General features: G+C 57.0%; 22 protein-coding genes and 2 pseudogenes. 7 read left to right on the top strand and 17 right to left on the bottom strand.

What is annotated here, in order from left to right:
• The 3 genes from ACIPDS_RS06020 to mltB all read right to left on the bottom strand — a co-directional run bounded on the left by ACIPDS_RS06020 (position 1) and on the right by mltB (position 2,836).
• The gene (locus ACIPDS_RS06020; RefSeq protein ID WP_400733739.1) at positions 1–864 is read right to left on the bottom strand and encodes a metal ABC transporter permease; all 864 of its coding nucleotides are present in this window, start codon (positions 862–864) and stop codon (positions 1–3) included.
• A complete protein-coding gene (locus tag ACIPDS_RS06025; RefSeq protein ID WP_400733741.1) occupies positions 861–1,571 on the bottom strand; it encodes a metal ABC transporter ATP-binding protein in 711 nt (236 codons plus the stop codon). Before ACIPDS_RS06025 ends, ACIPDS_RS06020 begins: the two co-directional genes overlap by 4 nt.
• A 194-nt stretch (positions 1,572–1,765) precedes the next feature.
• On the bottom strand, positions 1,766–2,836 hold the full coding sequence (gene mltB, locus ACIPDS_RS06030) for a lytic murein transglycosylase B (RefSeq protein ID WP_400733743.1): 1,071 nt from the start codon (positions 2,834–2,836) through the stop codon (positions 1,766–1,768).
• Positions 2,837–3,183: 347 nt separating this feature from the next.
• Between mltB and ACIPDS_RS06035 the strand changes: the two are divergent.
• The 3 genes and pseudogenes from ACIPDS_RS06035 to gutQ form a co-directional block, all read left to right on the top strand.
• Positions 3,184–3,252 (top strand): annotated as a pseudogene (locus ACIPDS_RS06035) (transcriptional regulator GutM); the annotation flags it as partial.
• Positions 3,249–3,398 (top strand): annotated as a pseudogene (gene srlR, locus ACIPDS_RS06040) (glucitol operon DNA-binding transcriptional repressor SrlR); the annotation flags it as partial. The pseudogenes ACIPDS_RS06035 and srlR, both read left to right, overlap by 4 nt.
• Positions 3,391–4,356 carry an arabinose-5-phosphate isomerase GutQ gene (gene gutQ, locus ACIPDS_RS06045; RefSeq protein WP_400733746.1) on the top strand — a complete coding sequence of 322 codons (966 nt, stop codon included), beginning with the start codon at positions 3,391–3,393 and terminating at the stop codon, positions 4,354–4,356. The pseudogene srlR and the gene gutQ, both read left to right, overlap by 8 nt.
• On the opposite strand, the gene norR is transcribed toward gutQ, so the two are convergent.
• Entirely contained in the window at positions 4,353–5,873 is a 1,521-nt protein-coding gene (gene norR / locus ACIPDS_RS06050) for a nitric oxide reductase transcriptional regulator NorR (RefSeq protein WP_400733748.1), read from the bottom strand. The two genes, gutQ and norR, sit on opposite strands and share 4 nt — an antisense overlap.
• Before the next feature lie 190 nt (positions 5,874–6,063).
• Here norR and norV point away from each other — a divergent pair, with 190 nt between their 5' ends.
• Positions 6,064–7,512: an anaerobic nitric oxide reductase flavorubredoxin gene (norV, locus tag ACIPDS_RS06055; RefSeq protein WP_400733750.1), complete on the top strand. Its 1,449-nt coding sequence runs from the start codon at positions 6,064–6,066 to the stop codon at positions 7,510–7,512.
• Entirely contained in the window at positions 7,509–8,642 is a 1,134-nt protein-coding gene (gene norW, locus ACIPDS_RS06060) for an NADH:flavorubredoxin reductase NorW (RefSeq protein WP_400733753.1), read from the top strand. Before norV ends, norW begins: the two co-directional genes overlap by 4 nt.
• A 280-nt stretch (positions 8,643–8,922) precedes the next feature.
• Here the strand turns inward: norW and ACIPDS_RS06065 are convergent, their stop codons facing one another.
• From ACIPDS_RS06065 to ACIPDS_RS06085, 5 genes are all read right to left on the bottom strand, one after another.
• Positions 8,923–9,939 carry a HoxN/HupN/NixA family nickel/cobalt transporter gene (locus ACIPDS_RS06065; protein WP_400733755.1) on the bottom strand — a complete coding sequence of 339 codons (1,017 nt, stop codon included), beginning with the start codon at positions 9,937–9,939 and terminating at the stop codon, positions 8,923–8,925.
• 9 nt (positions 9,940–9,948) lie between these two features.
• Entirely contained in the window at positions 9,949–12,174 is a 2,226-nt protein-coding gene (gene hypF, locus ACIPDS_RS06070) for a carbamoyltransferase HypF (protein WP_400733757.1), read from the bottom strand.
• Between the two features lie 5 nt (positions 12,175–12,179).
• Positions 12,180–14,330 carry a formate dehydrogenase subunit alpha gene (fdhF, locus tag ACIPDS_RS06075; protein WP_400733759.1) on the bottom strand — a complete coding sequence of 717 codons (2,151 nt, stop codon included), beginning with the start codon at positions 14,328–14,330 and terminating at the stop codon, positions 12,180–12,182.
• Positions 14,331–14,366: 36 nt separating this feature from the next.
• On the bottom strand, positions 14,367–14,912 hold the full coding sequence (gene hydN / locus ACIPDS_RS06080) for an electron transport protein HydN (protein ID WP_166515824.1): 546 nt from the start codon (positions 14,910–14,912) through the stop codon (positions 14,367–14,369).
• A 145-nt stretch (positions 14,913–15,057) separates the two neighbouring features.
• Positions 15,058–16,071: a LacI family DNA-binding transcriptional regulator gene (locus ACIPDS_RS06085; RefSeq protein ID WP_400733762.1), complete on the bottom strand. Its 1,014-nt coding sequence runs from the start codon at positions 16,069–16,071 to the stop codon at positions 15,058–15,060.
• A 266-nt stretch (positions 16,072–16,337) separates the two neighbouring features.
• Here ACIPDS_RS06085 and ascF point away from each other — a divergent pair, with 266 nt between their 5' ends.
• Together ascF and ACIPDS_RS06095 are read left to right on the top strand one after the other, a co-directional pair.
• Positions 16,338–17,792: a PTS cellobiose/arbutin/salicin transporter subunit IIBC gene (gene ascF / locus ACIPDS_RS06090; protein WP_400733764.1), complete on the top strand. Its 1,455-nt coding sequence runs from the start codon at positions 16,338–16,340 to the stop codon at positions 17,790–17,792.
• A gap of 26 nt (positions 17,793–17,818) precedes the next feature.
• Positions 17,819–19,243 carry a 6-phospho-beta-glucosidase gene (locus ACIPDS_RS06095; protein WP_400733766.1) on the top strand — a complete coding sequence of 475 codons (1,425 nt, stop codon included), beginning with the start codon at positions 17,819–17,821 and terminating at the stop codon, positions 19,241–19,243.
• 105 nt (positions 19,244–19,348) lie between these two features.
• On the opposite strand, the gene hycI is transcribed toward ACIPDS_RS06095, so the two are convergent.
• From hycI to ACIPDS_RS06135, 8 genes are all read right to left on the bottom strand, one after another.
• Positions 19,349–19,822 (bottom strand): hydrogenase maturation peptidase HycI, encoded by a 474-nt coding sequence (gene hycI, locus ACIPDS_RS06100; protein WP_400733768.1) that lies wholly within the window; start codon positions 19,820–19,822, stop codon positions 19,349–19,351.
• A 23-nt stretch (positions 19,823–19,845) separates the two neighbouring features.
• Positions 19,846–20,256 (bottom strand): formate hydrogenlyase maturation HycH family protein, encoded by a 411-nt coding sequence (locus ACIPDS_RS06105; RefSeq protein WP_400733771.1) that lies wholly within the window; start codon positions 20,254–20,256, stop codon positions 19,846–19,848.
• Complete coding sequence (locus ACIPDS_RS06110; RefSeq protein WP_166515818.1) at positions 20,253–21,020, bottom strand: NADH-quinone oxidoreductase subunit B family protein; 768 nt, start codon at positions 21,018–21,020, stop codon at positions 20,253–20,255. Before ACIPDS_RS06110 ends, ACIPDS_RS06105 begins: the two co-directional genes overlap by 4 nt.
• The gene (locus ACIPDS_RS06115; protein ID WP_166515817.1) at positions 21,020–21,562 is read right to left on the bottom strand and encodes a formate hydrogenlyase complex iron-sulfur subunit; all 543 of its coding nucleotides are present in this window, start codon (positions 21,560–21,562) and stop codon (positions 21,020–21,022) included. The genes ACIPDS_RS06110 and ACIPDS_RS06115 overlap by 1 nt, the downstream gene beginning before the upstream one ends.
• A 233-nt stretch (positions 21,563–21,795) precedes the next feature.
• Positions 21,796–23,505: a formate hydrogenlyase subunit HycE gene (hycE, locus tag ACIPDS_RS06120; RefSeq protein ID WP_400733777.1), complete on the bottom strand. Its 1,710-nt coding sequence runs from the start codon at positions 23,503–23,505 to the stop codon at positions 21,796–21,798.
• A 15-nt stretch (positions 23,506–23,520) separates the two neighbouring features.
• On the bottom strand, positions 23,521–24,444 hold the full coding sequence (locus ACIPDS_RS06125; protein ID WP_400733780.1) for a respiratory chain complex I subunit 1 family protein: 924 nt from the start codon (positions 24,442–24,444) through the stop codon (positions 23,521–23,523).
• 2 nt (positions 24,445–24,446) lie between these two features.
• Entirely contained in the window at positions 24,447–26,273 is a 1,827-nt protein-coding gene (hycC, locus tag ACIPDS_RS06130; RefSeq protein WP_400733782.1) for a formate hydrogenlyase subunit 3, read from the bottom strand.
• The gene (locus ACIPDS_RS06135) at positions 26,270–26,878 is read right to left on the bottom strand and encodes a 4Fe-4S dicluster domain-containing protein (RefSeq protein ID WP_166515813.1); all 609 of its coding nucleotides are present in this window, start codon (positions 26,876–26,878) and stop codon (positions 26,270–26,272) included. The genes hycC and ACIPDS_RS06135 overlap by 4 nt, the downstream gene beginning before the upstream one ends.
• Between the last annotated feature and the right edge of the window lie 64 nt (positions 26,879–26,942).

The following is a 26,942-nucleotide window of genomic DNA, read 5'->3' on the forward strand; positions in this document are numbered from 1 at the left end:
TCACCCTATTAACTTTCGCCAGCCGACGGTTAACCGGCTGTGCGTGCCAAAAAAAACCGAAATCACAAAAACGCCGCTGGCGGTAAGGACTATGGACGGCCCCGCCGGTAGATTAGCGCCCCAGGACAGGCTAAGCCCCATCCAGGCACAAACGCTGCCTATCGCCGCCGCCAGCAGTAATATGGCAGGCAACGTGCGCGCCCAGCAGCGTGCCGCCACGGCAGGTAACATCATCACCCCCACCGCCATCAGCGTGCCTAATACCTGAAATCCCGCTACCAGATTAAGCACCAGAAGCGCCAGAAACAGGCCATGCAGCAGCGCCGGAAGCCAGCGGGCGTTCACCTGAAGCCAGGCGCTGTCGAACGCCTCACTGACTAACCCGCGGTAAAACAGCGCAATGCAGATAAGCGTCAGGCTGGCAACGCCCGCCACGAAGAGCGCAGCGTCGTTATCCACGGCCAGAATGGAGCCAAACAGCAGATGCAACAGATCGACATTGGATCCACGCAGCGACACCAGCGTGACGCCCAACGCCAGCGACCCCAGATAGAAACCGGCAAAACTGGCGTCCTCTTTAAGCGGGGTGCGTCGGCTGACCCACCCCGCCACCAGCGCCACCACAATCCCTGCGATAAACCCGCCGACGGTCATTGCCAGCAACGACATCCCACTCACCAGGTAGCCCACCGCTACGCCGGGTAAAATGGCATGAGATAACGCATCCCCCATAAGGCTCATACGACGTAGCAGTAAAAAGACGCCAAGCACAGTGGTGCTAAGCGAGAGCGCCAGGCAAACCACCAGAGCGCGGCGCATAAAGCCGAATTCAATAAACGGCTGGAAGAAGGTATGCCAGATCATGCCCGCCTCACGGATTGAAAGGCCGGTAAAACGTCAGCCGTCGCGCCCCAGCAGGAGTTTTTTGCCCCCAGAAGCAGAGTTTCCGGGAAGTATTCCGCCACGCGCTGGTTATCGTGCAGCACCGCCAGTAGGGTTTGCCCTTGCTGGTGCATCTGTTGCATGACCGCCATCAGGTCATGGATGGTCGCTTCGTCAATGCCCGTGAAGGGTTCATCAAGCATGACCAACGGCGCCTGCTGTACCAGCACGCGGGCAAAGAGCATGCGTTGAAACTGGCCGCCGGAAAGCCCTTCAATCGGCGTTTTGGCAAACGTCGTCAGCCCAACCTGTTCAAGGGCCGAATAAATGCGCGCCCGAACATCCCCGCGAAGACCGCGAAGCAAAGAGACCTGCGGCCAGGCTCCTTGGCTGACGACATCCAACACGGTGAGTGGAAACTGCGACTCCAGCGCATGACGCTGCGCCAGCCAGCCAATTACCGGGCGCGTCGGCATCCAACGGATAACCCCGCTCACCGGCGGAATAAAGCCGGCTAGCGTCTTTAACAGCGTCGATTTACCACAGCCATTCAGCCCGATAATCGCCGTCATGCTTCCCTGATGAATAACGCCGCTGAGCGCCGGTGTAATGGCCATCCCTTCATAGCCCGCAACCAGGTTGTCGAGTTCAATCATGGCAGCGACACCGCCCACCAGACTGCCAGCCATAACGCCGCCAGCAATATGCAGGCCCAAATAGCCCGCGACAGGCTGGAAGCCATAAAAACAGGAGTCAACATCCCCACCTCATTACAATATGTTATAACATAACAATATGAGATTAGATGTAAGATGTAAACGGCAGGAAATGATGCAAAATGTAACTGACTCCCCTTCGGGCGAAGGGGAGTCGAAGAAAGGCGTTACTGTACGCGAGCCTGAGCTACCGCCAGCCCAAGCTGCCAGACGGCCATCGCATAATGGGTGCTGTGGTTGTAGCGCGTGATGGTGTAGAAGTTAGGCAGGCCGTACCAGTATTGGTAGCCGGTGCCCACGTCCAGGCGCAGCAGGCTGGCCTGCTGATGATTGCCCAGCGGCTGCATTGGCGTTAATCCCGCCGCCGCCAGCTGCGATACGCTGTATTTGGTTTTAAAACCGTTATCAAGCCCGGGCGCCTGGCCCATCGCCTGCACCGCAACCGCATCGCCGGTCACCCAGCCGTGCTGTTTGAAGTAGTTCGCCACGCTGCCAATCGCATCTTCTGGATCCCACAGGTTGATGTGACCATCACCGTTGAAATCCACCGCATACTGACGATAAGACGATGGCATGAACTGCCCGTACCCCATCGCCCCGGCAAAGGAACCTTTCAGATCCAGCGGATCATCTTTTTCGTCACGCGCCATCAGCAGGAAGGTTTCCAGCTCGCCGGAGAAGTACGCGGCGCGACGCGGATAGTTAAACGAAAGCGTCGCCAGCGCATCGAGAATCCGGGTTTTCCCCATCACCCGACCCCAGCGCGTTTCCACACCGATAATACCGACGATAATTTCCGGCGGTACGCCATAGACCATCTGCGCACGCTGCAAGGCATCCTGATATTGATTCCAGAATGCAACGCCGTTTTGCACGTTATCCGGGGTGATAAACTGTTTGCGATAGCGCAACCAGGCGCCATTCGGGCCTGTTGGCGGCTGTCCGGTCGGTGCCTGTCTGTCCATCAAACGTAAAACGTAATCCAGACGTTTGGCCTGCGAAAGAATGTCGTGCAGTTGCTGACGGTCAAAGCCATGCTTGCTGACCATCTTGTCGATGAACTGCTCCGCCGCCGGGTTATTGGCAAAATCACCGGTCGGAATCAACGCATTGTGCTGGGGTTCAAGGAGAAAACCGCCGGAGGTAGTGGCCGGTGATTCAGCCGTTTTAGGCTTGCTGCTACAGGCAGCGAGCAGGACACACAAAGGGAGTAAAGCCAGAACACGACGCTTCAACATGAGACTTCCATTTAACAATATCAGCAAGAGTTAAATATGGTAAAGCATCCGCCACTACACAAGAAAGCGGTTGTCGTGCTCCCTCGCATAATTTCTCCTCACTTATCATTTTTTCAGCAAACTTTACGGCCCTTCTCGCAAAGACCTTCCAGCAAAAACACTTATTTTTCATGTTGAAAGCCAACAAATACGTTTAAAACTTTCGTTTTGATGAAAACACTACACCGTCTGGTAAGGTAACAAGAATTTCTCACGGCACAGGTTCCAGAAAGGTGCTGAGATGTTAACCGGCAGGTTGAGCGATATTCTTTTGCTGCACCGAAGCCAATGAAAATTGGAGCAATAAAGGAAAATATCTCGATGAATGACAGCCGGATGTGATCTTTCCACATGATCCCCTGTCGCTGAATGCACTATATTCGGGCGCGAGAGCAACAATGTTGTATGTAGTCTGGAAAGCGTCGATAAGCTGATTACCGACTCAGGGATCGACCCGACGTTTCGTCAGGCACTGGAAGAAAAAGGGATTACCGTAATCATAACCGGAGAAAGTCATGAGTGATGCACTACTGAACGCTGGCCGCCAGACATTAATACTGGAGTTGCAGGAAGCAAGCCGTCTGCCTGAACGTCTGGGTGATGATTTTGTTCGCGCCGCCAGAGCCGTTATCCACTGCGAAGGCAAAGTGATTGTCTCCGGTATGGGGAAATCAGGCCATATCGGCAAAAAAATTGCCGCGACGCTCGCCAGCACCGGCACCCCTGCCTTCTTTGTTCACCCGGCAGAAGCGCTACACGGCGACTTAGGCATGGTGGAAAGCCGTGACGTCATGCTGTTCATCTCCTATTCCGGTGGTGCGAAAGAGCTCGACCATATTATTCCGCGTCTTAAAGAGAAATCGGTCGTACTGCTGGCAATGACCGGTAAAGCCAACTCACCGCTGGCGCTGGCGGCAGACGCCGTACTGGATATCAGCGTTGAACGTGAAGCCTGCCCGATGCATCTGGCGCCAACCTCCAGCACCGTCAACACGCTGATGATGGGCGATGCGCTGGCCATTGCCGTGATGCAGGCCCGTGGCTTTAACGAAGAAGATTTTGCGCGTTCACATCCAGCCGGAGCCCTTGGCGCACGCCTGTTGAACCGCGTTCACCATCTGATGCGTCAGGGCGCTGAAACGCCGCAGGTGACCATTCATGCAAGCGTCATGGACGCTATGCTGGAGCTTAGCCGTACCGGGATGGGAATGGTCGCCGTCTGCAACGACCAATCTCAAGTGCAGGGGATCTTTACCGATGGCGATCTGCGTCGCTGGCTGGTTGGCGGCGGCACGCTTGCCGATAACGTCACCGCAGCCATGACTCAGGGCGGCGTGACGCTCAATGACGAGGCGCGCGCAATTGACGCCAAAGAACAGCTGATGAAAGCCAAAATCAGCGCAGCCCCGGTCGTGGATGGTAATCACCGCCTGGTGGGCGCAATCAACCTGCAAAACTTCTACCAGGCCGGGATTCTTTAATCCTTCAGCCCCAGACGTTTCGCCAGCCGATGCAGGTTGGCGACGTCTGTCTCCAGCGCCCGCGCGCTAGCCGCCCAGTTGTGATGATGCGTCTCCAGCGCACTGCGAATCATCTCCCGTTGGAAATGCTCGGTGGCATCACGCAGATTGCCTACCGTGGCAACGGGTAATGGCGCGTGCGCCGTCACCGCGCTCGCCCCGCCTTCCTGAAAAGCAAAATGCTGGGCTTCAAGCACCACTTCACCGCTGCTGCGCGTCGCCCGCGCCAGCACCACCGCGCGATGCACCGCATGCTCCAGTTCGCGCACGTTCCCCGGCCAGGCGTAGCTTTGCAGATGTGCACGAGCGCCAGCGCTCAGCACCACGCGTGACAATCCCAAACGTAGCCGACATTGTTCGCAGAAATACCCCGCCAGCAGTACCACATCGTCGCCACGTTCACGCAACGGCGGCACCGAAAGCGGAAACACGCTCAGGCGATGGAATAAATCGGCGCGGAAGTTACCCGCCAGGACTTCTTCCCGCAGATCACGGTTGGTGGCCGCCAGCACGCGCACATCAACGCGCAGGCTGCGATCGTCACCAACACGCTGAATATCGCCGTATTGCAGCACGCGCAGCAGCTTGGCCTGTAACGCCAGCGATAGCTCACCGATTTCATCAAGGAACAGCGTGCCGTTATCGGCCATTTCAAACTTGCCGCTGCGGTTGCTGATGGCGCCGGTAAACGCGCCTTTGACGTGCCCAAACAGTTCACTTTCGGCCACGCTTTCCGGCAGTGCGGCGCAGTTTAAATAGACCAGCGGACTCACCGCCCGTGGCGAACCTTCATGAATCGCCTTCGCCACCAGCTCTTTCCCGGTGCCGGTTTCACCGCTAATCAACACGTTAAGATCAGAGGCGGCGACTATCTCAATCTCTTTTTTCAACTGCATAATGCCCGGCGACAGGCCAATCATCTGCGTTTCTTTCACCTGCTCAAAGTCGGTAGCCGAGCCGGGAAGCATGTTCTGACTTTCCAGTTTTTCGATGAGTAGCGCATTGCTGAGCGCTCCAGCTGCCAGTGCGGCAATGAGCCGCAGCTCTTCATTGCTGAAAACGTCAAACTGATCCGGCGACATGGCATCGAGCGTCAGCGCGCCAATCAGGTTTTGCCCGGCAAACAACGGTAAGCCAATACAGGCGTGAACTTTCAGGCTTTCCTGACCGGGGATCAGGCCATCGTAGGGATCGGGCAACGAGCTATCGGCCGGAAAACGCACGACATCACCCGCACGGGCGATGGCTTCCAGCCGCGGATGCCCTTCCAGCGTAAAGCGCCTGCCGAGCACGTCCTTTGCCAGCCCATCAATCGCGAGCGGAATAAACTGCCGCGCGTCATAGCGAAGCAGCGCCGAGGCGTCGCACTCCAGCACCTGGCGCAGCGTGGTGATTAAACGCTGAAAACGGTCCTGATGACCAACACCGCGTTGTAATTCAATGGCGATGCCTGCCAGCACATCAACGGAAAAGCTCATGGCTACCTCACAGTCATTTTGACAATACATGATGTCATATTGACAATATTAAGCATAGTCATTTTGACTAACCCTAAAGCGGTAAAATTTATTTAATCTATAAAAATCAATAAATTAAAAAGTTGGCACAGCACCTGCAATAAGCAAAACATCTTTTTTGAAAAACGCTGAATTAAATATTGAGGTTGCTATGTCTATTCTGGTTAAAAATAACATTCATTGGGTTGGCCAACGTGACTGGGAAGTTCGTGATTTTCACGGTACCGAATACAAAACGCTGCGCGGCAGCAGCTACAACAGCTACCTTATCCGTGAAGAGAAAAACGTCCTGATTGATACCGTCGACCACAAATTCAGCCGCGAATTCGTGCAGAATCTGCGCGGTGAAATCGACCTGGCGGATATCGATTACATTATCATTAACCACGCCGAAGAAGACCATGCGGGTGCGCTGACCGAGTTAATGTCGCAGATCCCGGACACGCCAATCTACTGCACCGCCAACGCTATTGACTCCATCAACGGTCACCACCATCACCCGGAATGGAACTTCCACGTGGTAAAAACCGGTGACACTCTGGACATTGGCAATGGCAAACAGCTGATCTTCGTTGAAACGCCCATGCTGCACTGGCCTGACAGCATGATGACGTATATGACCGGCGACGCGGTACTGTTTAGTAACGACGCCTTCGGCCAGCACTACTGCGACGAACGTCTGTTCAACGACGAAGTTGACCAGACCGAACTGTTCGAACAGTGCCAGCGCTACTACGCCAACATCCTGACCCCGTTCAGCCGTCTGGTCACGCCAAAAATTACTGAAATCCTCGGCTTCAATCTGCCGGTGGACATGATTGCGACGTCCCACGGCGTGGTGTGGCGCGATAACCCAACTCAGATCGTCGAACTGTATCTGAAATGGGCGGCGGATTATCAGGAAGACCGTATCACCATCTTCTACGACACCATGTCCAATAATACCCGCATGATGGCGGATGCGATTGCGCAAGGGATCAACGAAGTTGACCCGAACGTGGCGGTGAAAATCTTTAACGTTGCCCGCAGCGATAAAAACGAAATTCTGACCAACGTCTTCCGTTCTAAAGGGGTTCTGGTCGGCACGTCTACCATGAACAACGTAATGATGCCGAAAATCGCCGGTCTGGTTGAGGAGATTACCGGCCTGCGTTTTCGTAACAAACGCGCCAGCGCCTTTGGTTCCCACGGCTGGAGCGGCGGTGCGGTAGACCGTCTGTCCACGCGTTTGCAGGATGCCGGTCTGGAAATGTCTCTGAGCCTGAAAGCCAAATGGCGCCCTGACGTTGACGCGCTGGAAGTGTGCCGTCAGCACGGTCGTGAAATTGCGCGCCAGTGGGCGTTAGCGCCGCTGCCAGAAGCCACGGCAAAAGCGGACGCGGTAAAAGAAGCCTGCGCTTGTGCCGCCGCAGCCGCAGCCGACCTCGGCCCAAGCATGCAGTGCAGCGTTTGCCAGTGGGTTTATGACCCAGCGAAAGGTGAACCAAACCAGGACGTTCAGCCGGGTACACCGTGGAGCGAAGTCCCCGATAACTTCCTGTGCCCGGAATGTTCATTAGGTAAAGATGTCTTTGATGTGATGGCAACGGAGGCAAAATGAATCACGGTATCGTCATCATCGGCTCGGGCTTTGCCGCCCGCCAGCTGGTGAAAAACATTCGTAAACAGGATGCGAGCGTCAAACTGACGCTCATCGCCGCCGACAGTATCGACGAGTACAACAAACCGGATTTAAGCCACGTGGTGAGCCGGGGGCAAACCGCTGCCGACCTCACCTTGCAGACCGCAGGCGAGTTTGCCGAGCAGTATAACCTGAACCTGTTTCCTCAAACCTGGGTCACCGGCATTGATGCCGAGGCCCATGTGGTGAGAAGTCAGAATCACCAATGGCAGTACGACAAACTGGTTCTGGCAACGGGTGCGGCGGCAATCATCCCGCCGGTACCGGGCAAGGAGCTGATGCTGACCCTCAACAGCCAGCAGGAGTTCGGTGCCGCGCAGAGCACGCTACGGGATGCCAGACGCGTATTGATTATCGGCGGTGGTTTGATTGGCAGCGAATTGGCGATGGATTTCTGCCGCGCGGATAAAGCGGTCACGGTAGTCGATAATTCCGCCAGTATTCTGGCGTCGTTGATGCCACCGGAGGTGAGCAGTCGTCTGCAACATCGGCTGACCGATATGGGCATTCATTTGCTGCTCAAAAGTCAGTTGCAGGCGCTGGAACAGACCGCCACCGGAATTCGTGCCAGCTTTGACCGCAATCGCCACGTTGAAGTTGATGCGGTGGTGGCCGCCACCGGTCTGCGCCCTGAAACCGCGCTGGCCCGCATGGCGGGGCTTAAGATCAATCGCGGGGTCGAAGTCGATAGTATGCTGCAAACCAGCAACCCGGATATCTATGCGCTGGGTGATTGCGCGGAGATCAACGGCACGGTGATGCCCTTCCTGCAACCGATTTTGATGAGCGCCATGTGTCTGGCGAAGAACATCCTCGGCCAGTCTGGCGAGCTGAAGCTGCCGAATATGCTGGTGAAGGTGAAAACACCGGATCTGCCGCTGCACCTGGCGGGTGAAACGCGTCGTCAGGATCTGAACTGGACGATTGAAACGCGCGCCGACGGCATGCTGGCGCAAGGTTACGACGAAGGCCAGCAGTTACGGGCGTTCGTGGTAAGTGAAGAGCGGATGAAAGAAGCCTTTGGTTTGTTGAAGTCGCTTGTGAGTTAAGAAGTCGAGTCTCTGTCCACTGTTTGATTTAATCCAAAGCGCAAGGAAGCGCGAACTCTCATGGTTTTTGCCCCGCTGCCCCGGGGCTTTTTTTTTGGATTTGTCAGCGGTATTCCCCGGCGGCGCTTCGCTTGGCCGGGCTACGTTTATATGCAGGCGGGGGGCTTTGTCACCGGTATCCCCGGCGGCGCTGCGTTTGGACGGGCTACGTTCAGGCAACGTGTGGGGTCATTTGTAGCCCGGCCAAGCGGAGCGCCGCCGGGAACGGCACAATTCCAACCTACCGCACCACCAGCGCGTCATAATTACGCCAGCGATAATTCACCATCGACACCAGCCAGCACAGCGCAAACAGCCCAATCACCACGAAACCCGCGTTGCCAAGATTATCGCTCAACAGCGCCACGTCGCTCCACAGGCCACCGCTCAGACCGAACTTATCCATGATTAACCCAAGCGCTTCCAGCCCGCCGATAAACAGCGCCACCACGACCGATGCGCCGGTAATGGTCATGTTGTAATAAAGCTTACGCTGCGGTTTATTGAATGCCCAACCGTAGGCGCCGACCATCAGAATGTTATCAAGCGTATCCACCAGCGCCATACCGCTGGCAAACAGTGCCGGGAACACCATAATCGACCACATCGACATCCCGCTGGAGGCGCTGGCGGCCGAGATCCCCAGCACGCCAATTTCCGTAGCGGTATCAAACCCCAGGCCGAACAGGAAGCCCACCAGGTACATGTGCCAGCTCTTACCAATCAAACGGAACGTGCGGCTAAACAGCGCGTTCATCACCCCACCGGTGACCGGGACGTCGGCTGAAACTCTCTCCCCTTTTTTTAACGCCTGAAAACTGCGCCACACGCTGCGCAGGATGAGGAGATTCACCAGCGCCATCGCCAGCAGAAATACCGCCGACACGGCGGTGCCGATAATACTGCCGGTATCGTGGAACCAACTCATCTTGCTCTGGAACGCCGTTGCCGTGGCGGCAATCGCCACCGATGCCAGCACCACAATCGATGAATGCCCCAGCGAGAACCACGCGCCCACGCCAAACGGCCGCTTGCCCTGCTGCATCATTTTGCGGGTGACATTGTCAATTGCCGCAATATGGTCAGCGTCTACCGCATGGCGCAAGCCGTAGCCCCACGCCAGGAGGCTGGCTGCCATCAGCGCACCGTTATGGCCAAACGCCTGCCACGCCCAGCCCCAGGCCAGAAGATTGGCTAACAGCAAAACCAGCACCAGCAACGTCGCACGCGGCTGCTGACGAAGCGCATTCAACAACATGAGAACTCCTTAAATCTGAGCGCGAGCGGCGGCAATCACCGCCTGCCCGTAAGAAATCGCCCCATCACCGGCGGGTAAACGCTTGGGAAAGAGCAAGGTGAAATCGGATAAATAGTGGGTAAGACGAGCGCGTAATAGCGCGTTATGCAGCACACCGCCGCCAAACGCCAGCGTGGTCATACCGGCAATTGCGGCATGATGGCGCATTAACCTCGCGACACCCTGTGCCAGCACATCGTGAAACACCCACGCTTTTTGAGCAGGCGTGGCCTGCCAGCGCAGCCAACTCGCCCAGAAGGTGGTAAGGTCGAGCTGATTGTCCGCCAACGGCATCGTGACCGGATGCGCCACGCCAGGGCAGGTTACCGCCAGCGCTTCCAGACGACAGGCGGCCTCTCCTTCATAGCTGAGCGTCTGCGGCGCACAGCCAACGGCACAGGCTACGGCATCAAACAGGCGACCACAGGAAGAAGCCTGCGGGCTATTGATCCCACGATTAACCGCCTGCGCCAGTAGCGGCCAGTTTTGTTGCCGTACGCTTTGAGTTTCGGCAAAATCCTGCCAGCCCGGCACAAAAGCCAGACACTGCGCTAACAGGTTACGCCACGGCTGGCGCGCCGCCAGATCGCCGCCCGGCAGCGCGACGGCGGGCAGCCCGCCTAAGCGTTCACAATCGCGGTAGCTGACGCGCAGGCACTCGCCGCCCCACAGCGCACCCTGCTCGCCCATGCCGATACCATCAAGCGCCATGGCGATAACATCACCGCCGTCAAGCGGCCAGTCGTGTTCCGCAAGGCAGGCCGCAATATGCGCATGATGATGCAGCACCCGTTGCATGGGCAGACCGCTTTGCGCAGCCCATTGCGATGAGCGGTAGCCGTCATGAAAATCAGCCACTACCGCCAGCGGCGTAAAATCATAAATTGACTGCATCAAACGCAGCGCCTGCTGCCACTGATTTTCGACGCCGTCATCAGTAAGATCGCCAAAGTGCTGGCTCACCACCACCTGGTCACCACGCGTCAGGCTAAAGGTATTTTTCATGTCCGCGCCGAGACATAGCATCGGTGGCGCGTCCTGAAATCCCGGCGGAAGCGACAGCGCGTCCGGGACATAGCCTCGCGAACGGCGCAGCATTTCCCCACTTTGGCGTACTACCGAATCGTCCATACGCTGGACAATCTCGCGGTTATGCAGCAGAAAACCGTCGGCAATCTCTACGAGATCCGCCAGCGCCTGGTGGTTGGTTAACGCTGGCGGCTTGCCGCTGAGATTGCCGGAAGTCATCACCAGCGGGCGTTTAAGCGCCTGCATCAGCAAATGCTGCAGCGGATTGGCGGGTAACATCACCCCAACCTCAGCTAAATCTGGCGCAATGCCATCGCACACGCCGGTAACACAGTGCTTATCCACCAGCACAATCGGTGCGGCGGGAGTTTGCAGTAACGATCGGGCATCCATCGTGACGGCGTCGATGCCCGGCAGCATTACCGCCAGCGGCTTGGCGGGACGATGCTTACGCGCACGAAGACGCGCCACTGCGTCAGGGTTGCCCGCATCACAGGCCAGGTGGAAGCCACCAATGCCCTTCACCGCCACAATGCCGCCTGCGTTCAGCATGGAAATGGCCGCCTGAAGCGCCGCCTCTTTTTCTAAATGCTGCTCGCCTTGTTGCCACATTAACCACGGGCCGCATTTGGCGCAGGCCACAGGCTGGGCGTGAAAACGGCGGTCGTAAGGATTGCGATACTCCGCCTCGCAGTCGGGACACAGCGGGAATGCCGCCATCACCGTCAACGGTCGGTCATACGGCATGGCGTGAATGATGGTAAAACGCGGCCCACAGTGGGTGCAGTTGATAAAGGGGTAGCGGTAACGCCGCTCTAAAGGATCGTTCATTTCAGCAAGACAGGCCGGGCACGTTGCCGCATCCGGGACGATTTGCGTACTCATCGCCCCGGTGCCACTCTCGCGGATAACAAAATCTACAGGAATTGTCGGCCAGTCAAATGGCTCAACGTGGGTACTATCAATGCGCGCAAGCGGCGGACAGTGCTGATATAGCGCGGCGATAAAGTCCACTTCATCACCGTACAGACGCAGCAATACCCCGGCGCTGTCGTTACAGACATCGCCGACGCAGCCTCGCTGCTGGGCCAGTTGCCAGACAAAGGGGCGAAACCCCACTCCCTGAACTTTGCCGCAGATGCGGATCTGTACACCGTTTGCGCTCATTTTGATTACCCGATTGCCGCAACTTTCAGACGCGTTTTCATCGACTGATAGCTTTCCAGCGCGTAGTTTTCGGCCCAGTTCTGATCCTCTATCGCCTCAACCTTCACCGCGCAATACTTGGTTTCCGGCGTTTTGGAGATGGGATCAAGGTTGTCCTGAGTCAGTTCGTTACAGGCTCCCACCCACCATTGATAGGTCATGTAAACGCTGCCGTGGTTAACCCGCTCACTGACGCTCGCGCGGCTTATCACCTTGCCACGCCGTGAGGAGACCCATACCAGTTGTTTATCCCGAACGTTCAGCCGTTGCGCGTCCGTTGGGTTGATTTGCACAAAGCCCGGCTCATCGGCCAGCGATTGCAGCGCCGCGCAGTTGCCGGTCATTGAACGGCACGAGTAGTGCCCGACTTCACGCACGGTGCAAAGCACCAGCGGGAAATCGGCGTCCGGCGTTTCAGCGGGCGCACGCCACGGCGCGGCGAACAGATGGCCTTTGCCGTCCGGCGTGTCGAACTGGCTGCCTTCATACAAATAGGGCGTGCCGGGATGATCGAGCGTCGGGCACGGCCATTGTACGTGGCCCATTTCACCCATTTTTTCATAGGTGACGCCGTAGAACAGCGGGCACAGCTCGCGCATTTCGTCCCAAATTTGCTGGTTATTGTCGTAGTGCATCGGATAGCCCATCTCGCTTGCGATCAGGCTGATAATTTCCCAGTCACGCTTAACGTTATAGGTCGGCTCAATGGCCTTTTCAAAACGCTGGAAGCCGCGGTCGGCACAGGTAAAGACGCCGCCATGTTCGCCCCACGAGGTAGCAGGCAGCAGCACATCGGCCTGCTCGGCGGTTTTGGTCATAAAGATGTCCTGCACCACCACAAAATCAAGCGCTTCAAAACCTTTGCGCACCAGCCCTAAGTCAGCCTCGGTTTGCAGCGGATCTTCGCCCATGATGTAGTAGGCTTTCACCTTCCCATCCATCGCCAGATGCGGCACTTCGGTAATACGCACGCCGACTTTGTCGTCCATCAGGCTGGCGTCAATGCCCCAGGCTTTGGCGAATTTCTCGCGCACGGCAGCGTCCACCACATCCTGATAACCCGGGAACTGATTTGGCAGCACGCCCATATCGCACGCGCCCTGCACGTTGTTTTGCCCACGCACCGGGCCGACGCCGACGTTTTCACGCCCCAGGTTGCCGGTCAGCAGCGCCAGGCTTGCCAGCCCTTTCACCACATCCACCGCCTGGCCGAACTGGGTGACACCCATGCCCCACATGATGGTGGCGGAAGGTGCCGCCGCGTAGGTACGCATGGCCTGACGAACCTGCTGCGCCGGGACGCCAGTCAGCGTTTCTACCGCTTCCGGCGCGTAGTCTTTTACCACGTCGCGTAATGCTTCAATCCCGGTGGTATATCGTTCAACGTATTCTTTATCATACAGACTCTCTTCAAGCAGCACGTGGGCAAAGGCGTTCACCAGCGCCATATTGCTGCCGTTTCGCATCTGTAAATGCTGGTCGGCGATCCGCGCGGTTTCAATACGACGCGGGTCGCAGACGATAATTTTGGCGCCTTTGTCTTTGGCCTTAATAACGCGGCGCGCCACAATCGGGTGCGAGTCCGCACAGTTGTAGCCAAACACCAGCAGGCAGCGCGAGTTTTCAATATCGCCAATGCTGTTGCTCATCGCGCCGTTGCCTAATACCTCCTGCAACCCGGCGACCGACGGGCCGTGGCACACGCGGGCACAGCAGTCGACGTTATTGGTATGCAGTACGCCACGGGCAAATTTCTGCATCACATAGTTGGTTTCATTGCCGGTGCCGCGCGATGACCCGGTGGTCATAATGGCGCGCGGCCCGAATTTGGCTTTGATATCGCCAAGACGTTTCGCGGTGTAGCGAATCGCCTCATCCCAGCTCACAGGAGTGAGTTTGCCGCCCTTTTCATAGCGGATCATCGGCTGCGTTAAGCGCGGTGTCAGTAGCTTGGTATCGTTAAGAAAGTCCCAGCCGTAGTAGCCTTTCAGACACAGCTCGTTCTGGTTGGTTTTACCATCAGCGGCTTCGGCACGGATAATTTTACCGTTATCGACAACCAGCTTCATTTTGCAACCTGCGCCGCAGTAAGGGCACACACTCGTGATTTTTTTCATCAGTAACAGACCTGTTAAAAGAGAAATTAAGGGATTTTAGAAAGATAAAGACGTTGCTACGTCCAGCGCCGTACGACGACGTTTTTCCGCGCTCAACTGTTCGAGCTTGTCGCGGTCAACGCAGAACAACGCGTGGGTTGGACAGGCTTCCATACAGGCAGGGCCGGCTTCACGGTGGAAACACAGGTCGCACTTATTGGCTTCCGCTTTTTCGGCGAGGACTTTCAAACCTGCGCCGCTATTACGGACAACCGGGCGAACGACCACTTCCATCGCGCCGTAAGGACATGCCACCACGCAGGTTTTACAGCCAATGCAGCGTTCCTGCATGACGTGGATAAAGCCTTTATCGCGAATAATCGCCCCGTTCGGACAGACGTTGGCGCACGGGGCGTCCTCGCACTGACGACAGGCGGTGGCGGTAGATACATCCATTCCTTTAATAACGTGAATACGCGGCAGGAAAGATTGCGGCGTCAGCGCGGCGCAATCCTGTTCTTCCTGGTGGGAAACCACGCATGCGACTTCGCATGTCCGGCAGCCAATACATTTACTCGCATCAGCAATGATGAAACGGTTCATCAACTTCTCCAGCAATGACAATGAATTGTGCGAGAGAATGCATTATTCGAGCCAACTTTTAGTTGGCTGATTTTTAATGATTTTTTTGGAGGTCAGCAAAGAATGGCGCTGTCATCGACACAAATGACGATGACAGCTGACGAGATCAGGCGTGCGGGCCGGGAATAATCGAGTCGCGCGCAATCAGCTCGCCGGGGAAGGTTTGTTGATATTTAAAATCACCGCCATCGAGCATAAAAATAAGGCGGTTGATGGTCTCTTTAATCATTTCCGTCACCGGAATACGCACGCTGGAAAGCGACGGGATCATATAGGGCGCAAGCGCGATGTCATCAAAACCAATCACTGCCACCTGCCCTGGGACGTTGATTCCGTGGTCATGCAGACGCTTTATTGCCCCGACGGCCATATCATCATTGCTGGCAACCAGCGCGCTAAAGACGAGCCCGCGCTCGCGCAGCAAATCGACGCCTGCCGCGCCGGTCGCCGGCGTCCACCTGCCTTCAACAATCAGCTCATGACGAAGCGCGATACCGTGTTTTGCCAGCGCATCTTTGTATCCCGCCAGGCGTTCGATACCGGTTGGGGAATCCAGTGAACCGGTAATAAACGCAATGTCCCGATGCCCCTGGGCAATTAAAGTCTCCACGGCCCGCTGACTGGCGGATTTCTGATCGCAATAAACGCAGTGGCTGCTGTTGCGCCTAAGCCTGCGGTTAATCACCAACACCGGTCGTTGTTGCTGTTCGATAATATCGTCAATTTCGTCGACGCTTAAAAAGCGTGGATAAATAATGATGCCGTCGCAACGCAGGTCGAGCAGATATTGTATCGCTTCACGCTCTTCCTGGGCGCTGTGCTTGCCGTCTGCCAGAATCAGCCGCCGCCCCTGCGCTTCGGTCATGCTCGCCGCATGAAACAACAGCTCGCTGAAGTAGACGCCGTGATAAAGCGTGTTGGTCACCACCAGTCCTAAGGTCTGCGTCTTTTTGGTCGCCAGATTACGCGCCAGCAGATTCGGCCGATATCCGCTCTCTTCAATCGCCAAAAATACCCGGTCTTTGGTCTCCTGGCTGACATAGCCGTTCCCCGACAGCACCCGGGAGACGGTGGCTTTCGAGACGCCTGCCCGTCGCGCCACCTCCAGCATCGTCGTCATGATGGTTATCCTTGAGAATTCTATTTGGCAGCAGTGTACTGCACCGTTTGGCTATTTTCAGCATTTGCGGTGGCGCTCATTTTTTCAGCCACGCGCTTTCCTGTGATCGGTTTCACGAATCATTTAAAAACAAAATTTAGATCTTGATGCAACAAAATAAACACAAGATGATTATGTGGAACCGGTTTCCTATGCAGCGTTTCATCCCCGCAGACTTGCTGGCGAGGGACGATAAGTACCCTACTGATAAAACAGGATAAAATCCGATGTCTAAAAATTATGCGGTTCTGGCGCAATCTATCGTCGGTGCACTGGGCGGGGTCGACAACATCGCCGCCGTCACCCACTGCATGACACGCCTGCGCTTCGTGGTGAAAGACGACGCGCAAATCGACAGCGCCACGCTTAAGAACATCAGCGGCGTCATGGGCGTGGTACGTAACGACAACCAGTGTCAGGTGATTATTGGCAATACCGTTTCACAGGCCTTTCGCGAGGTGGTCAGCCTGCTGCCAAACGAGATGCAGCCCGCCGCGCCGGTTGGCAAACCGAAGCTGACTTTGCGCCGTATAGGTGCGGGGATCCTCGACGCCTTGATCGGCACGATGTCGCCGCTGATCCCGGCAATTATCGGCGGATCGATGGTTAAGCTGCTGGCGATGATCCTGGAGATGACCGGCGTACTGCCAAAGGGTGCGCCGACGCTCACCATCTTAACGGTCATTGGCGATGGCGCATTCTTCTTCCTGCCGCTGATGGTTGCCGCCTCTGCGGCGGTAAAATTCAAAACCAATATGTCGCTGGCGATTGCCATCGCAGGCGTGCTGGTTCACCCAAGCTTTATTGAACTGATGGCGAAAGCGGCCCAGGGCGAGCACGTCGAATTTGCCTTTATTCCGGTCACCGCGGTGAAATACACCTACACGGTGATCCCGGCGCTGGTGATGACCTGGTGCCTCTCCTACATTGAACGCTGGGTTGATGCCATCACGCCTGCGGTCACCAAAAACTTCCTTAAACCTATGCTGATTGTACTGATTGCCGCACCGCTGGCGATCTTGCTGATAGGCCCGATTGGTATCTGGATTGGTAGCGCCATTTCTGCGCTGGTCTACACCATCCATGGCTATCTGGGCTGGCTGTCCGTCGCCATTATGGGGGCGCTGTGGCCGCTGCTGGTGATGACCGGGATGCACCGCGTCTTTACCCCAACCATCATCCAGACCATCGCCGAAACCGGCAAAGAAGGCATGGTGATGCCGTCGGAAATCGGTGCGAATCTGTCGCTTGGCGGCTCATCGCTGGCGGTGGCATGGAAAACCAAAAACCCGGAGCTGCGCCAGACCGCGCTGGCGGCCGCCGCTTCGGCCATTCTGGCCGGCATTTCCGAACCGGCGCTGTACGGCGTGGCGATCCGCCTGAAACGTCCACTGATTGCCAGCCTGATAAGCGGCTTTATTTGCGGCGGTATTGCCGGTGCCGTTGGGCTTGCCAGCCACTCGATGGCAGCACCAGGGCTTTTCACCAGCGTGCAGTTTTTCGATCCGGCCAATCCGATGACCATCGTGTGGGTGTTTGGGGTGATGGCGCTGGCAGTGGTGATCTCCTTTGTGCTGACGCTGCTGTTGGGCTTTGAGGATATTCCGGTTGAAGATGCCGCCGCTGAGGCCCGCAAGCGTCAAGCCACGCCAACCGCTGGCGTAAAAGCCGCTCAAATTTAATGATTTTTTTGTAAGCGAGGTAACGCATGTCGACATTTCCGCAAGGATTTCTCTGGGGTGGCGCTATTGCCGCCAACCAGGCCGAAGGGGCTTATCTTGAGGGCGGCAAAGGGCTGACCACCGTGGATATGATCCCGCACGGCGTCAACCGTCTGCCGGTCAAACTCGGTCAGGAGAAACGCTTTGCCCTGCGTGACGATGAGTTCTACCCAAGCCATCAGGCGATTGATTTTTATCATCGCTATAAAGAAGACATCGCGCTGATGGCTGAGATGGGCTTTAGCGTATTTCGGACTTCAATCGCCTGGAGCCGCCTGTATCCGAACGGCGATGAATTAACGCCAAACGAGGAAGGCATTGCCTTTTATCGTGACCTGTTTAGCGAATGCAAAAAGTACGGCATCGAACCGCTGGTAACACTTTGCCACTTCGATGTACCGATGCATCTGGTCACCGAATACGGTTCATGGCGCAACCGCAAAATGGTGGAGTTTTTCACCCGCTACGCGCGCACCTGCTTTGAAGCATTCGATGGGCTGGTGAAGTACTGGCTGACCTTCAACGAAATCAACATCATGCTGCATAGCCCGTTCTCTGGTGCAGGGCTGGTGTTTGAGGAAGGCGAAAATCAGGATCAGGTGAAGTATCAGGCCGCGCACCATGAGCTGGTAGCCAGCGCGCTGGCAACGAAAATTGCCCATGAGGTCAACCCGCAAAATCAGGTCGGCTGTATGCTGGCTGGCGGCAACTTCTACCCGTATTCCTGCAAACCTGAGGACGTGTGGGCGGCGCTTGAGAAAGACCGGGAGAACCTGTTCTTTATTGACGTGCAGGCGCGTGGTGCGTATCCGGCCTACTCGGCGCGGGTGTTCCGCGACAAAGGCGTCACGATTGTTAAAGAATCGGGTGATGATGAGGTGTTAAAGCACACGGTGGATTTCGTGTCGTTCAGCTACTACGCCTCGCGCTGTGCGTCGGCGGAGATGAACGCCAACAACACCAACGCGGCGAATATCGTCAAATCGCTGAAAAACCCGTATATCGAAGCCAGCGAATGGGGCTGGGGCATCGATCCTCTCGGCCTGCGCATCACCATGAATATGATGTACGACCGGTATCAGAAGCCGCTGTTCCTGGTGGAAAACGGGCTGGGGGCGAAGGACGTGGTGAACGCCGACGGGCAGATTGACGACGATTATCGCATCAGCTATTTGCGCGAGCATATTCAGGCGATGGGTGAGGCGATTGAGGATGGGATCCCGGTTATCGGTTATACCACCTGGGGGTGCATCGATCTGGTGTCGGCATCAACCGGTGAGATGAGTAAGCGGTACGGGTTTGTGTATGTTGACCGCGATGACGCGGGGAATGGGACGCTGGCGCGGACGCGGAAGAAGTCGTTCTGGTGGTATAAGAAGGTGATTGCCAGCAACGGGGAAGATTTGGCGTAGGTGCGGTTTTTCCCCTCACCCTAACCCTCTCCCCGAAGGGGCGAGGGGACTATTTTCTCCCTCTTCCTTCCAGGGAGAGGGCCGGGGTGAGGGTACAAACGGCGCCTACTCTTCGTCCTCGGCTTCCAACTGCGCAAACCCGCCGTTCCCCTGCCACCCTTCAAGACGCTGATAAACCACCTCAACAGCGTCTTTAATCGCCTGGGTCATCGGGTAATAAAAACCGACAATATCCGGCTGAATGCCGAGGAAAATCACCTCACCCACATCTTCTTTCAGCTGATCGACCAGGTAGTTCAGCGGCATATTGTGGGTGGTCATCATAAACATCTCGGCGATATCGTCCGGGTCGATAATGCGAATCTCGCCCGGGTTCAGCCCCATATCAGTGGCATCAACAATCAACAGCCGCGCCGGGTTCAGCTCGCGGATCGCCACAATATCGTTTTCCGGCGCGCTGCCGCCGTCAATCACAACCCACGCCCCTTTCGGCTGGGCCGCGCACATTTCTGCCAGTAACGGGCCAGCGCCGTCGTCGCCCATCATGCTATTGCCGACACAGAGTAAAACGTCAGTCATGTTCATTCCTCAATCTTTAAAAATCAGTCGCGCAGGCGGCGCACCATCAGATAGATGGCGCTCTCCTGATGGATAGCGTGCAGCATATTGAGCATCGCCTGGCTCCACTCTTTTTGCTGCGGCGTTTGTGAGACACGCGCTTTATCAAAGGCGTTCGCCAGCATCGACACATGATTGCTGTCGATAACAATCTCGCCGTACTTCGGCACACCTTCCATTTTACGCCGCGCCGTACTGCCCGCCTCAAGCGTCGCAATCCATGCGAGATACTCGTCCCACGGGCAGGTCAGCGCGGCTTCGAGACAGTCGATAACCCCGAGGTGGTGGCCAATCGCCAGGCTGTAATAGACAACCTGCTGCGCCTCCGATGGCGTCGCATCGTTCTCATCAATAAATTTACGGCTCAGTTGACTGAACACCACCTGTTCGCTCATCGAATACGTGCCTCTTCTACTACGTGACTCAAATGCGTGACGATTTCCGTCAGGCGCGGATCGTTTTCGGTTGCCAGCCATTGCTGAACCTGAGTTTCGCCCTGGTTCAGATGCACCATATAGTCATCGGCAATCTGACGACCATAGCGGTAGCCCGCCAGACGGCGCGCTTCACGGTCAATCTTGACGCGCAGCGGCTGTACCATATCAGGATGCAGAATTTCAGCAGGCTGGGTATCCAGTTCACCCGGCGCACGCGCGTGGATTTTCTGCTCCAGCAGCCCCAGCGCCATGGCAAAACCGTACAGCGTTGCCGCAGGCGTCGGTGGGCACCCCGGAATATAAACGTCTACCGGCACGATTTTGTCGGTGCCGCCCCATACGCAGTACAGGTCGTGGAAGATACCACCGCTGTTGCCGCAGGCGCCGTAAGAGATACAGATTTTCGGGTCGGGCGCCGACTGCCAGGCGCGCAGAGCCGGAGAGCGCATGGCGCGAGTGACCGCACCGGTGAACAGCAAGATATCCGCATGACGCGGCGACGGCACCACTTTGATACCGAAGCGTTCCGCATCAAACAGCGGCGACAAAGTGGCAAAAATTTCGATTTCACAGCCGTTACAGCCGCCGCAGTCAACGCGGTAAACGTAGGCAGAACGTTTGATATTTTTTAACAGCGACGCTTTCATGCTGGCGATAGATTCTTCTACCGTCATCGGCACCGGCATGCCGTTGTCATCGCGTGGCCCGATTAAGTTGCTCATCAGATAGCCCCTTTCATGTGGCGAGTCAGGTCAATACGGTCGGAAGGCACCAAACATTTCTGACGCTTGCATTCCGGGCAGGTCTCAAAGCTTTCGCGGTGATTTTCCGCGCGGCTATCGCCGTTGTGTTTTAGCAACGCGATGGCGTAATCAATCTCTTTTTGCACCGCAAACGGACGCTGGCATTCGCGACAGTTGCAGATATCAAAGCGTGACTGCTGCAAGAAATCTTCTTTCTTCCATACCGCCAGCTCGTACTCCTGCGACAGCTTAATCGCCGCCGTTGGGCACACTTCTTCGCAGCGACCGCAGAAGATGCAGCGACCCAGATTGAACTGCCACGCCAGCTGATTGCTGACGCGGTCGGTTTCAACCGTCAGCGCGTTCGACGGGCAGGCGTTAACGCATGCCGCGCAGCCGATGCACTGCTGCGGGTTGTGTTCCGGTTTGCCGCGGAAGTTTTTATCCACCGGCATGGGTTCCAGCGGATAAGACGAGGTCGTCACGCCGGTTTTAATGACTTTTTTAATAAAGGTAAACATAGTGTCTCCCGGATTGCGTGGGGGTTTTACCCTCACCCTAGCCCTCTCCCTAAGGGAGAGGGGACAGAACGGCGTCGTCAGTAAGTACGTACTCTGTCTGCCCTTCCCCCTCGCCCCTTTGGGGAGAGGGGACAGAACGGCGTCGTCAGTAAGTACGCACTCTGTCTGCCCTTCCCCCTCGCCCCTTTGGGGAGAGGGTCGGGGTGAGGGGCGCCCCCCACGCAATACCCCAATTATTTCAGCGGCGAGTTCTTACGCTCGATGCTGTAGCGCTCAAGCTCTTTGTACGGCACAACCTTGCTTTTCTTCTTACGCACATCGACCACGGTCATGCGGTCGGTACAGGAGTAGCAAGGATCGAGGCTACCGATAATCAGCGGCGCATCCGACACGGTGTTACCACGCAGCATGTAGCGCAGCGTCGGCCAGTTGGCGTAGGTCGCCGCGCGGCAGCGCCAGCGGTATAGCTTCTGGTTGTCGCCGGTCATGCTCCAGTGGATATCGTCACCGCGTGGCGCTTCCGAGAAGCCCAGCGCAAAGCGGTTAGGAATGTAGGTGAAACCTTCTACCGCAAGCGGGCCGCCCGGCAGGTTATCGAGGCCGTAATCAATCATGTTCAGCGCCGTGAACACTTCGTTGATACGCACTTTCAGACGCGAGATAACGTCACAGCCCTGCTCGCTGTGCACTTCCATCGGCAGCAGACCGTAACCGACAAACGGGTGATCGGCGCGGGTGTCGCGAGCGTGGCCGCTGGCGCGAACCATCGGGCCTACGTTACTGAAATCACGGGCGATTTGCGGATCCAGACGACCGATACCGACGGTGCGCTGCTCCATATTCGGCGTGCTCAGCAGAATATCGACCAGATCCTGCACGTCACGACGCATCTGCTGCGCCAGCTGACGAGTCTGGATCATGTCGTCTTTCAGGAAATCACGGCGGATGCCGCCAATCAGGTTCAGGCCGTAGGTTTTACGCGCGCCGGTGAGGATCTCCGCCATTTTCATGGAGACTTCACGCACGCGGAAGAACTGCATAAACCCGGAGTCGAAACCGGTGAAGTGACAGGCGAGGCCGAGGTTCAGCAGGTGCGAGTGCAGACGCTCAACTTCCAGCAGAATGGCGCGGATCATCTGCGCGCGTTCCGGCACCACGATGCCCATCGCGTTCTCGACGGAGGTGGTGTACGCAGTGCTGTGGGCAAAGCCGCAGATGCCGCACACGCGGTCGGACAAGAACGTCACTTCGTTATAACCCATACGGGTTTCCGCCAGTTTTTCCATGCCGCGGTGGACATAGAACAGACGGTAGTCGGCGTCGATAATGTTCTCGCCGTCAACGAACAGACGGAAGTGGCCCGGCTCATCGGAGGTGACGTGCAGTGGGCCAATCGGCACCACGTTGTTTTTCTTAGTGCCAAGCTCGTTGATGAACTCGTAGGTTTCCGCATCGGTGGTCGGTGCCGGGCGCTGACGGTAGTCCATGCTGTCTTTACGCAGCGGATACAGCTCGTCCGGCCAATCGTCCGGCAGCACCAGACGACGTTCGTCCGGCAGCCCCACCGGGATCAGGCCGTACATGTCGCGCACTTCGCGCTCACCCCATACGGCAGCCGGTACGCGCGGCGTGACGGACGGATATTCGAGGGTGTTAGGATCCACTTCCACGCGCACGGTGATCCAGCACTTGGTGCCGGACTCCATCGACAGCACGTAGTAGACCGCGTAGTGACCGTTCAGCTTACGCTCATCGTTGCCGAACAGCACCGACAGCCAGCCGCCCTGCTTGTAGTAAAGAAACTCGACCACTTCCGGCAGATAGTTGACCTTTACGGTCACCGTTAACTGGTCTTTGGTCTGCCAGGCTTCGTCCAGCACCACGCCCGGAAAGGCCTGGTGCAGCGCAGCGAGGTAATGTTGACCCACTTTTTCTTCAGACATGCTCAAACTCTCTTATCACGCCACCAGCAAGGAGACGAAGGCTAAAAAGGCTAAACCGAACCCGGCCCAGGTCACGCGACCCGTAATATCCAGACGCAGACGCGCCATGCTGTTTTCGAACAGGGCGATAATCAGCACACCCACCACCAGCTTGACGATGGCGGCAACCATCGCAAAAATCAGGCCGCTGACGCTAAAGCTGGTCATCTGTCCCCACGGGATAAACACCCCCACGAACATCTGCAGCACCACCAGTTGTTTCAGGCTGATGCCCCACTTCAGCACGCCGAAGCCGCTGCCGCTGTACTCAGACAGCGGGCCTTCCTGCAATTCCTGCTCCGCTTCCGCTAAGTCGAACGGCAGTTTGCCCATTTCGATAAAGGTGGCGAAAGCACAGGCGCAGAATGCCAGCGCCAGCGGAATGCTGCGGCTGACCGGCCAGTGGTAAATCGTGTCGGTGATATGGCTGATATGGGTTGAACCAGCAACCAGTGCCGCCACCCACAGGCCGAGCAGCAGAATCGGCTCAACCAGCACGCCGAGCATCGCTTCACGGCTTGCGCCGATGGCGGTGAACGGACTCCCGGTATCCAGACCAGCGATGGCAAAGAAGAAACGCGCCACCGCAAACAGATAGATAAGGGTAATCAGATCTCCTAAACCCGGCATTGGCGACCCGACGGTCACCACCGGCAGCGCGGTCGCAATGGTCAGCATCACGCCCACCATCACAAACGGCGTCAGGCGGAACACCCAGCCGGAAGCGTCCGGGCCAATACTCTGACGGCCCAGCAGTTTGATGATGTCGCGATACTCCTGCATCACGCCCGGCCCGCGACGGTTATGTAACCGCGCGCGCAGCACGCGGGTAATCCCGGAGAGCAACGGCGCGACGGCAAACAGCACCAGCGCCTGCAATAAAGCAAATAAGACCGTCATGTTCAGGCTCCTTGAGAGATGACAATCACGACCAGCACCGCCAGTTCAACCAGCGCCAGACGGGCGAGCAGCAGCGGCGCCGCCGCGTTCTGCCAGCCCGGAACCAGAGAGACCGGGTTGAGCCATTTGCGCAATTTCAGCACCGGCGCAAAGGCCTGTTTTACCGGCATGGCAAAACCGTGCGCGGTAATGACCATTGATTGTTCATGATCGTAACCACACACCCACGCCGCACCGCGTGAACGGCTTGGCAGGCGGTTGCCTTTAAGCAAGGCGAGGATAATGAACGGCAGCAGCGGACAGGCAATCAGCAACAGGGTAATCATCGGCTGAGAGACCACGGTATGTGCGGTTTCAATTGGCAGCGGTACGGCCGCGCTCAACATTGGCAGCAACCACGGTGCAGCTACCCCGCCAATGATGCACAGCAGCGCCATAGCCACGGTACATGCCGCCATCAGCAGCGGCGCGCAGCAGGCGTTTTCCGCCTCTTTAGTGCGCGGCGCGCCAAGGAAGGTGACGCCGTAAACTTTCGCCATACACATCACCGCCAGCGCGCCGGTAATGGCCAGGCCCACCGCCAACAACGGCCCGAGCAGACGACCGATAAACGCGCCGCTGGTGCTCAGTTTGAAGAAGGACTGATAGATAACCCACTCACCGGCAAAGCCGTTTAATGGCGGCAGTGCAGCCATCGCCATCAGCCCCACCAGCATCGCAAGCGAAATCATCGGCATACGTTTACCGATACCGCCCAGCTTCTCGATATCGCGATGACCGGTACGGAACCAGACCGCGCCCGCGCCGAGGAACAGCGTCGTTTTAAACAGGCTATGGTTGAGCAGATGGTACAGCCCACCGACCAGACCCAACGCCACCATCACCGGCTGCTGTAACGCCAGACCGGTCACACCGACGCCAAGGCCCAGCAGGATGATGCCGATGTTTTCCAGCGTGTGGTACGCCAGTAAACGCTGAATATTGTGCTCCATCAGCGCATACAGGCCGCCAACAAACGCGGTGATCATGCCCAGCACCAGCAGCGCAATGCCCCACCACAACGGTTGCACATCGCCCAGCAGCGAAACGGTGAGAATGCCCAGCAGCCCCACTTTCATCACCACGGTGGAGAACAGTGCGGCAGCCGGTGCGCTGGCGTTAGCGTGCGCCGATGGCACCCAACCATGCAGCGGGATAATCCCTGCCAGCAGGCCAAAGCCCAACACGCACAGCACCCAGATATCTGAGCTCATTGGCAACGCCTGCGCGCGCTCGTTTAGCATGGTCAGATCCAGCGTGCCGTAACGCTGCCACATGAGCAGACAGGCAATCGTCAGCAGAATGGTGCCCAGACGCCCCAGCGCAAACCACAGCTTGCCGGACGATACGCATCCGGTCAGGAACGCCCCGCACAGCGCCATGATTTCAGCCATTACCACCAGCGAACCAAAGCTGCTGGCGACTATCGCGCAAACCGCCGCGGCCAGCAGGACATTCATCAACAGGCCGTTATTTTTGACGTTCGGGTGACGATGCCAGTCGATGTTGTACAGGCTGACAAACAGACCGCACAGCCCCAGCGCAATCAGCCAGACCGCGTTAAGCGGGGTGACCAATACGCCCAAATGCACCAGCGACAACTTTCCCATCACCGGGAAAGCGTGGACTAACACCCAAACGCCTGCGAGAGTCGCGCACAGGCTGCCCACCGCGCCGCCGATACCGGCGACAAAACCGCTCAGCGGTTTTTTAAACGACAGTAAAAAGGAGAGCACCGCAGAAAAGGCAAACCAGGCCACTGCGCTATTGATTAACGTCATCACGCTCATTTCGACTCTCCTTGTTGCGCTTGAAACAGCGACAGATCGCCTAAGTCGGTATGGAAGGTCAGCTCACGTTTACGACGGCTGACGCGGGCGATGTCCATGTTATTCACGAGGTGCAGGGCTTTGGTTGGGCAAGTACGGATACAGGCCGGGCCTTCTTCGTCGAAATAGCAAAGGTCGCATTTCACCGCGATAGCACGCACGCCCGGAACCCAGTCCAGCAGCGAACTGACGCGCGCCGGGGCCGGAGGTGCCGGCAGCGCTTTCGGGGAGTTGGCATTCGCCGGGATATCCAGCGGGCGGCTGCCGGAAAATTCAATCGCGCCAAACGGGCAGGCGATGCCGCACAGTTTGCAGCTTACGCACAGGCTTTCATTAAGCTGTACGGCGCCATCAACACGGTTGATTGCATTGACCGGGCAAACCCCGGCACACGGCGCGTCTTCGCAGTGGTGACACATCTGCGGCGCGGATTCTTTTTCATTGAGCATGACTTTTAGCCGTGGCATTGATTGCAGGCCGTGATGGCGATGCGTTTCCGCGCACGCCGCTTCACAGGTGCGGCAACCGATACAGACGGTAGAGTCAGCAATTACAAAACGATTCACCAGGTCTTCCTCAGGTGATAGTCATTTTTGACGAAATCATGCAGAGCAGGTGTCATTTCGACAC

This window comes from Kluyvera sp. NPDC087067, assembly GCF_044745165.1.
Classification (GTDB): Bacteria; Pseudomonadota; Gammaproteobacteria; order Enterobacterales; family Enterobacteriaceae; genus Kluyvera.

What these genes read in the sequence shown, in the direction of transcription:
- ACIPDS_RS06020 (WP_400733739.1), bottom strand. Translation starts at nt 864, where the DNA reads ATGATCTGGCATACCTTCTTCCAGCCGTTTATTGAATTCGGCTTTATG.
- ACIPDS_RS06025 (WP_400733741.1), bottom strand. Translation starts at nt 1,571, where the DNA reads ATGGCTGGCAGTCTGGTGGGCGGTGTCGCTGCCATGATTGAACTCGAC.
- mltB (WP_400733743.1), bottom strand. Translation starts at nt 2,836, where the DNA reads ATGTTGAAGCGTCGTGTTCTGGCTTTACTCCCTTTGTGTGTCCTGCTC.
- gutQ (WP_400733746.1), top strand. Translation starts at nt 3,391, where the DNA reads ATGAGTGATGCACTACTGAACGCTGGCCGCCAGACATTAATACTGGAG.
- norR (WP_400733748.1), bottom strand. Translation starts at nt 5,873, where the DNA reads ATGAGCTTTTCCGTTGATGTGCTGGCAGGCATCGCCATTGAATTACAA.
- norV (WP_400733750.1), top strand. Translation starts at nt 6,064, where the DNA reads ATGTCTATTCTGGTTAAAAATAACATTCATTGGGTTGGCCAACGTGAC.
- norW (WP_400733753.1), top strand. Translation starts at nt 7,509, where the DNA reads ATGAATCACGGTATCGTCATCATCGGCTCGGGCTTTGCCGCCCGCCAG.
- ACIPDS_RS06065 (WP_400733755.1), bottom strand. Translation starts at nt 9,939, where the DNA reads ATGTTGTTGAATGCGCTTCGTCAGCAGCCGCGTGCGACGTTGCTGGTG.
- hypF (WP_400733757.1), bottom strand. Translation starts at nt 12,174, where the DNA reads ATGAGCGCAAACGGTGTACAGATCCGCATCTGCGGCAAAGTTCAGGGA.
- fdhF (WP_400733759.1), bottom strand. Translation starts at nt 14,330, where the DNA reads ATGAAAAAAATCACGAGTGTGTGCCCTTACTGCGGCGCAGGTTGCAAA.
- hydN (WP_166515824.1), bottom strand. Translation starts at nt 14,912, where the DNA reads ATGAACCGTTTCATCATTGCTGATGCGAGTAAATGTATTGGCTGCCGG.
- ACIPDS_RS06085 (WP_400733762.1), bottom strand. Translation starts at nt 16,071, where the DNA reads ATGACGACGATGCTGGAGGTGGCGCGACGGGCAGGCGTCTCGAAAGCC.
- ascF (WP_400733764.1), top strand. Translation starts at nt 16,338, where the DNA reads ATGTCTAAAAATTATGCGGTTCTGGCGCAATCTATCGTCGGTGCACTG.
- ACIPDS_RS06095 (WP_400733766.1), top strand. Translation starts at nt 17,819, where the DNA reads ATGTCGACATTTCCGCAAGGATTTCTCTGGGGTGGCGCTATTGCCGCC.
- hycI (WP_400733768.1), bottom strand. Translation starts at nt 19,822, where the DNA reads ATGACTGACGTTTTACTCTGTGTCGGCAATAGCATGATGGGCGACGAC.
- ACIPDS_RS06105 (WP_400733771.1), bottom strand. Translation starts at nt 20,256, where the DNA reads ATGAGCGAACAGGTGGTGTTCAGTCAACTGAGCCGTAAATTTATTGAT.
- ACIPDS_RS06110 (WP_166515818.1), bottom strand. Translation starts at nt 21,020, where the DNA reads ATGAGCAACTTAATCGGGCCACGCGATGACAACGGCATGCCGGTGCCG.
- ACIPDS_RS06115 (WP_166515817.1), bottom strand. Translation starts at nt 21,562, where the DNA reads ATGTTTACCTTTATTAAAAAAGTCATTAAAACCGGCGTGACGACCTCG.
- hycE (WP_400733777.1), bottom strand. Translation starts at nt 23,505, where the DNA reads ATGTCTGAAGAAAAAGTGGGTCAACATTACCTCGCTGCGCTGCACCAG.
- ACIPDS_RS06125 (WP_400733780.1), bottom strand. Translation starts at nt 24,444, where the DNA reads ATGACGGTCTTATTTGCTTTATTGCAGGCGCTGGTGCTGTTTGCCGTC.
- hycC (WP_400733782.1), bottom strand. Translation starts at nt 26,273, where the DNA reads ATGAGCGTGATGACGTTAATCAATAGCGCAGTGGCCTGGTTTGCCTTT.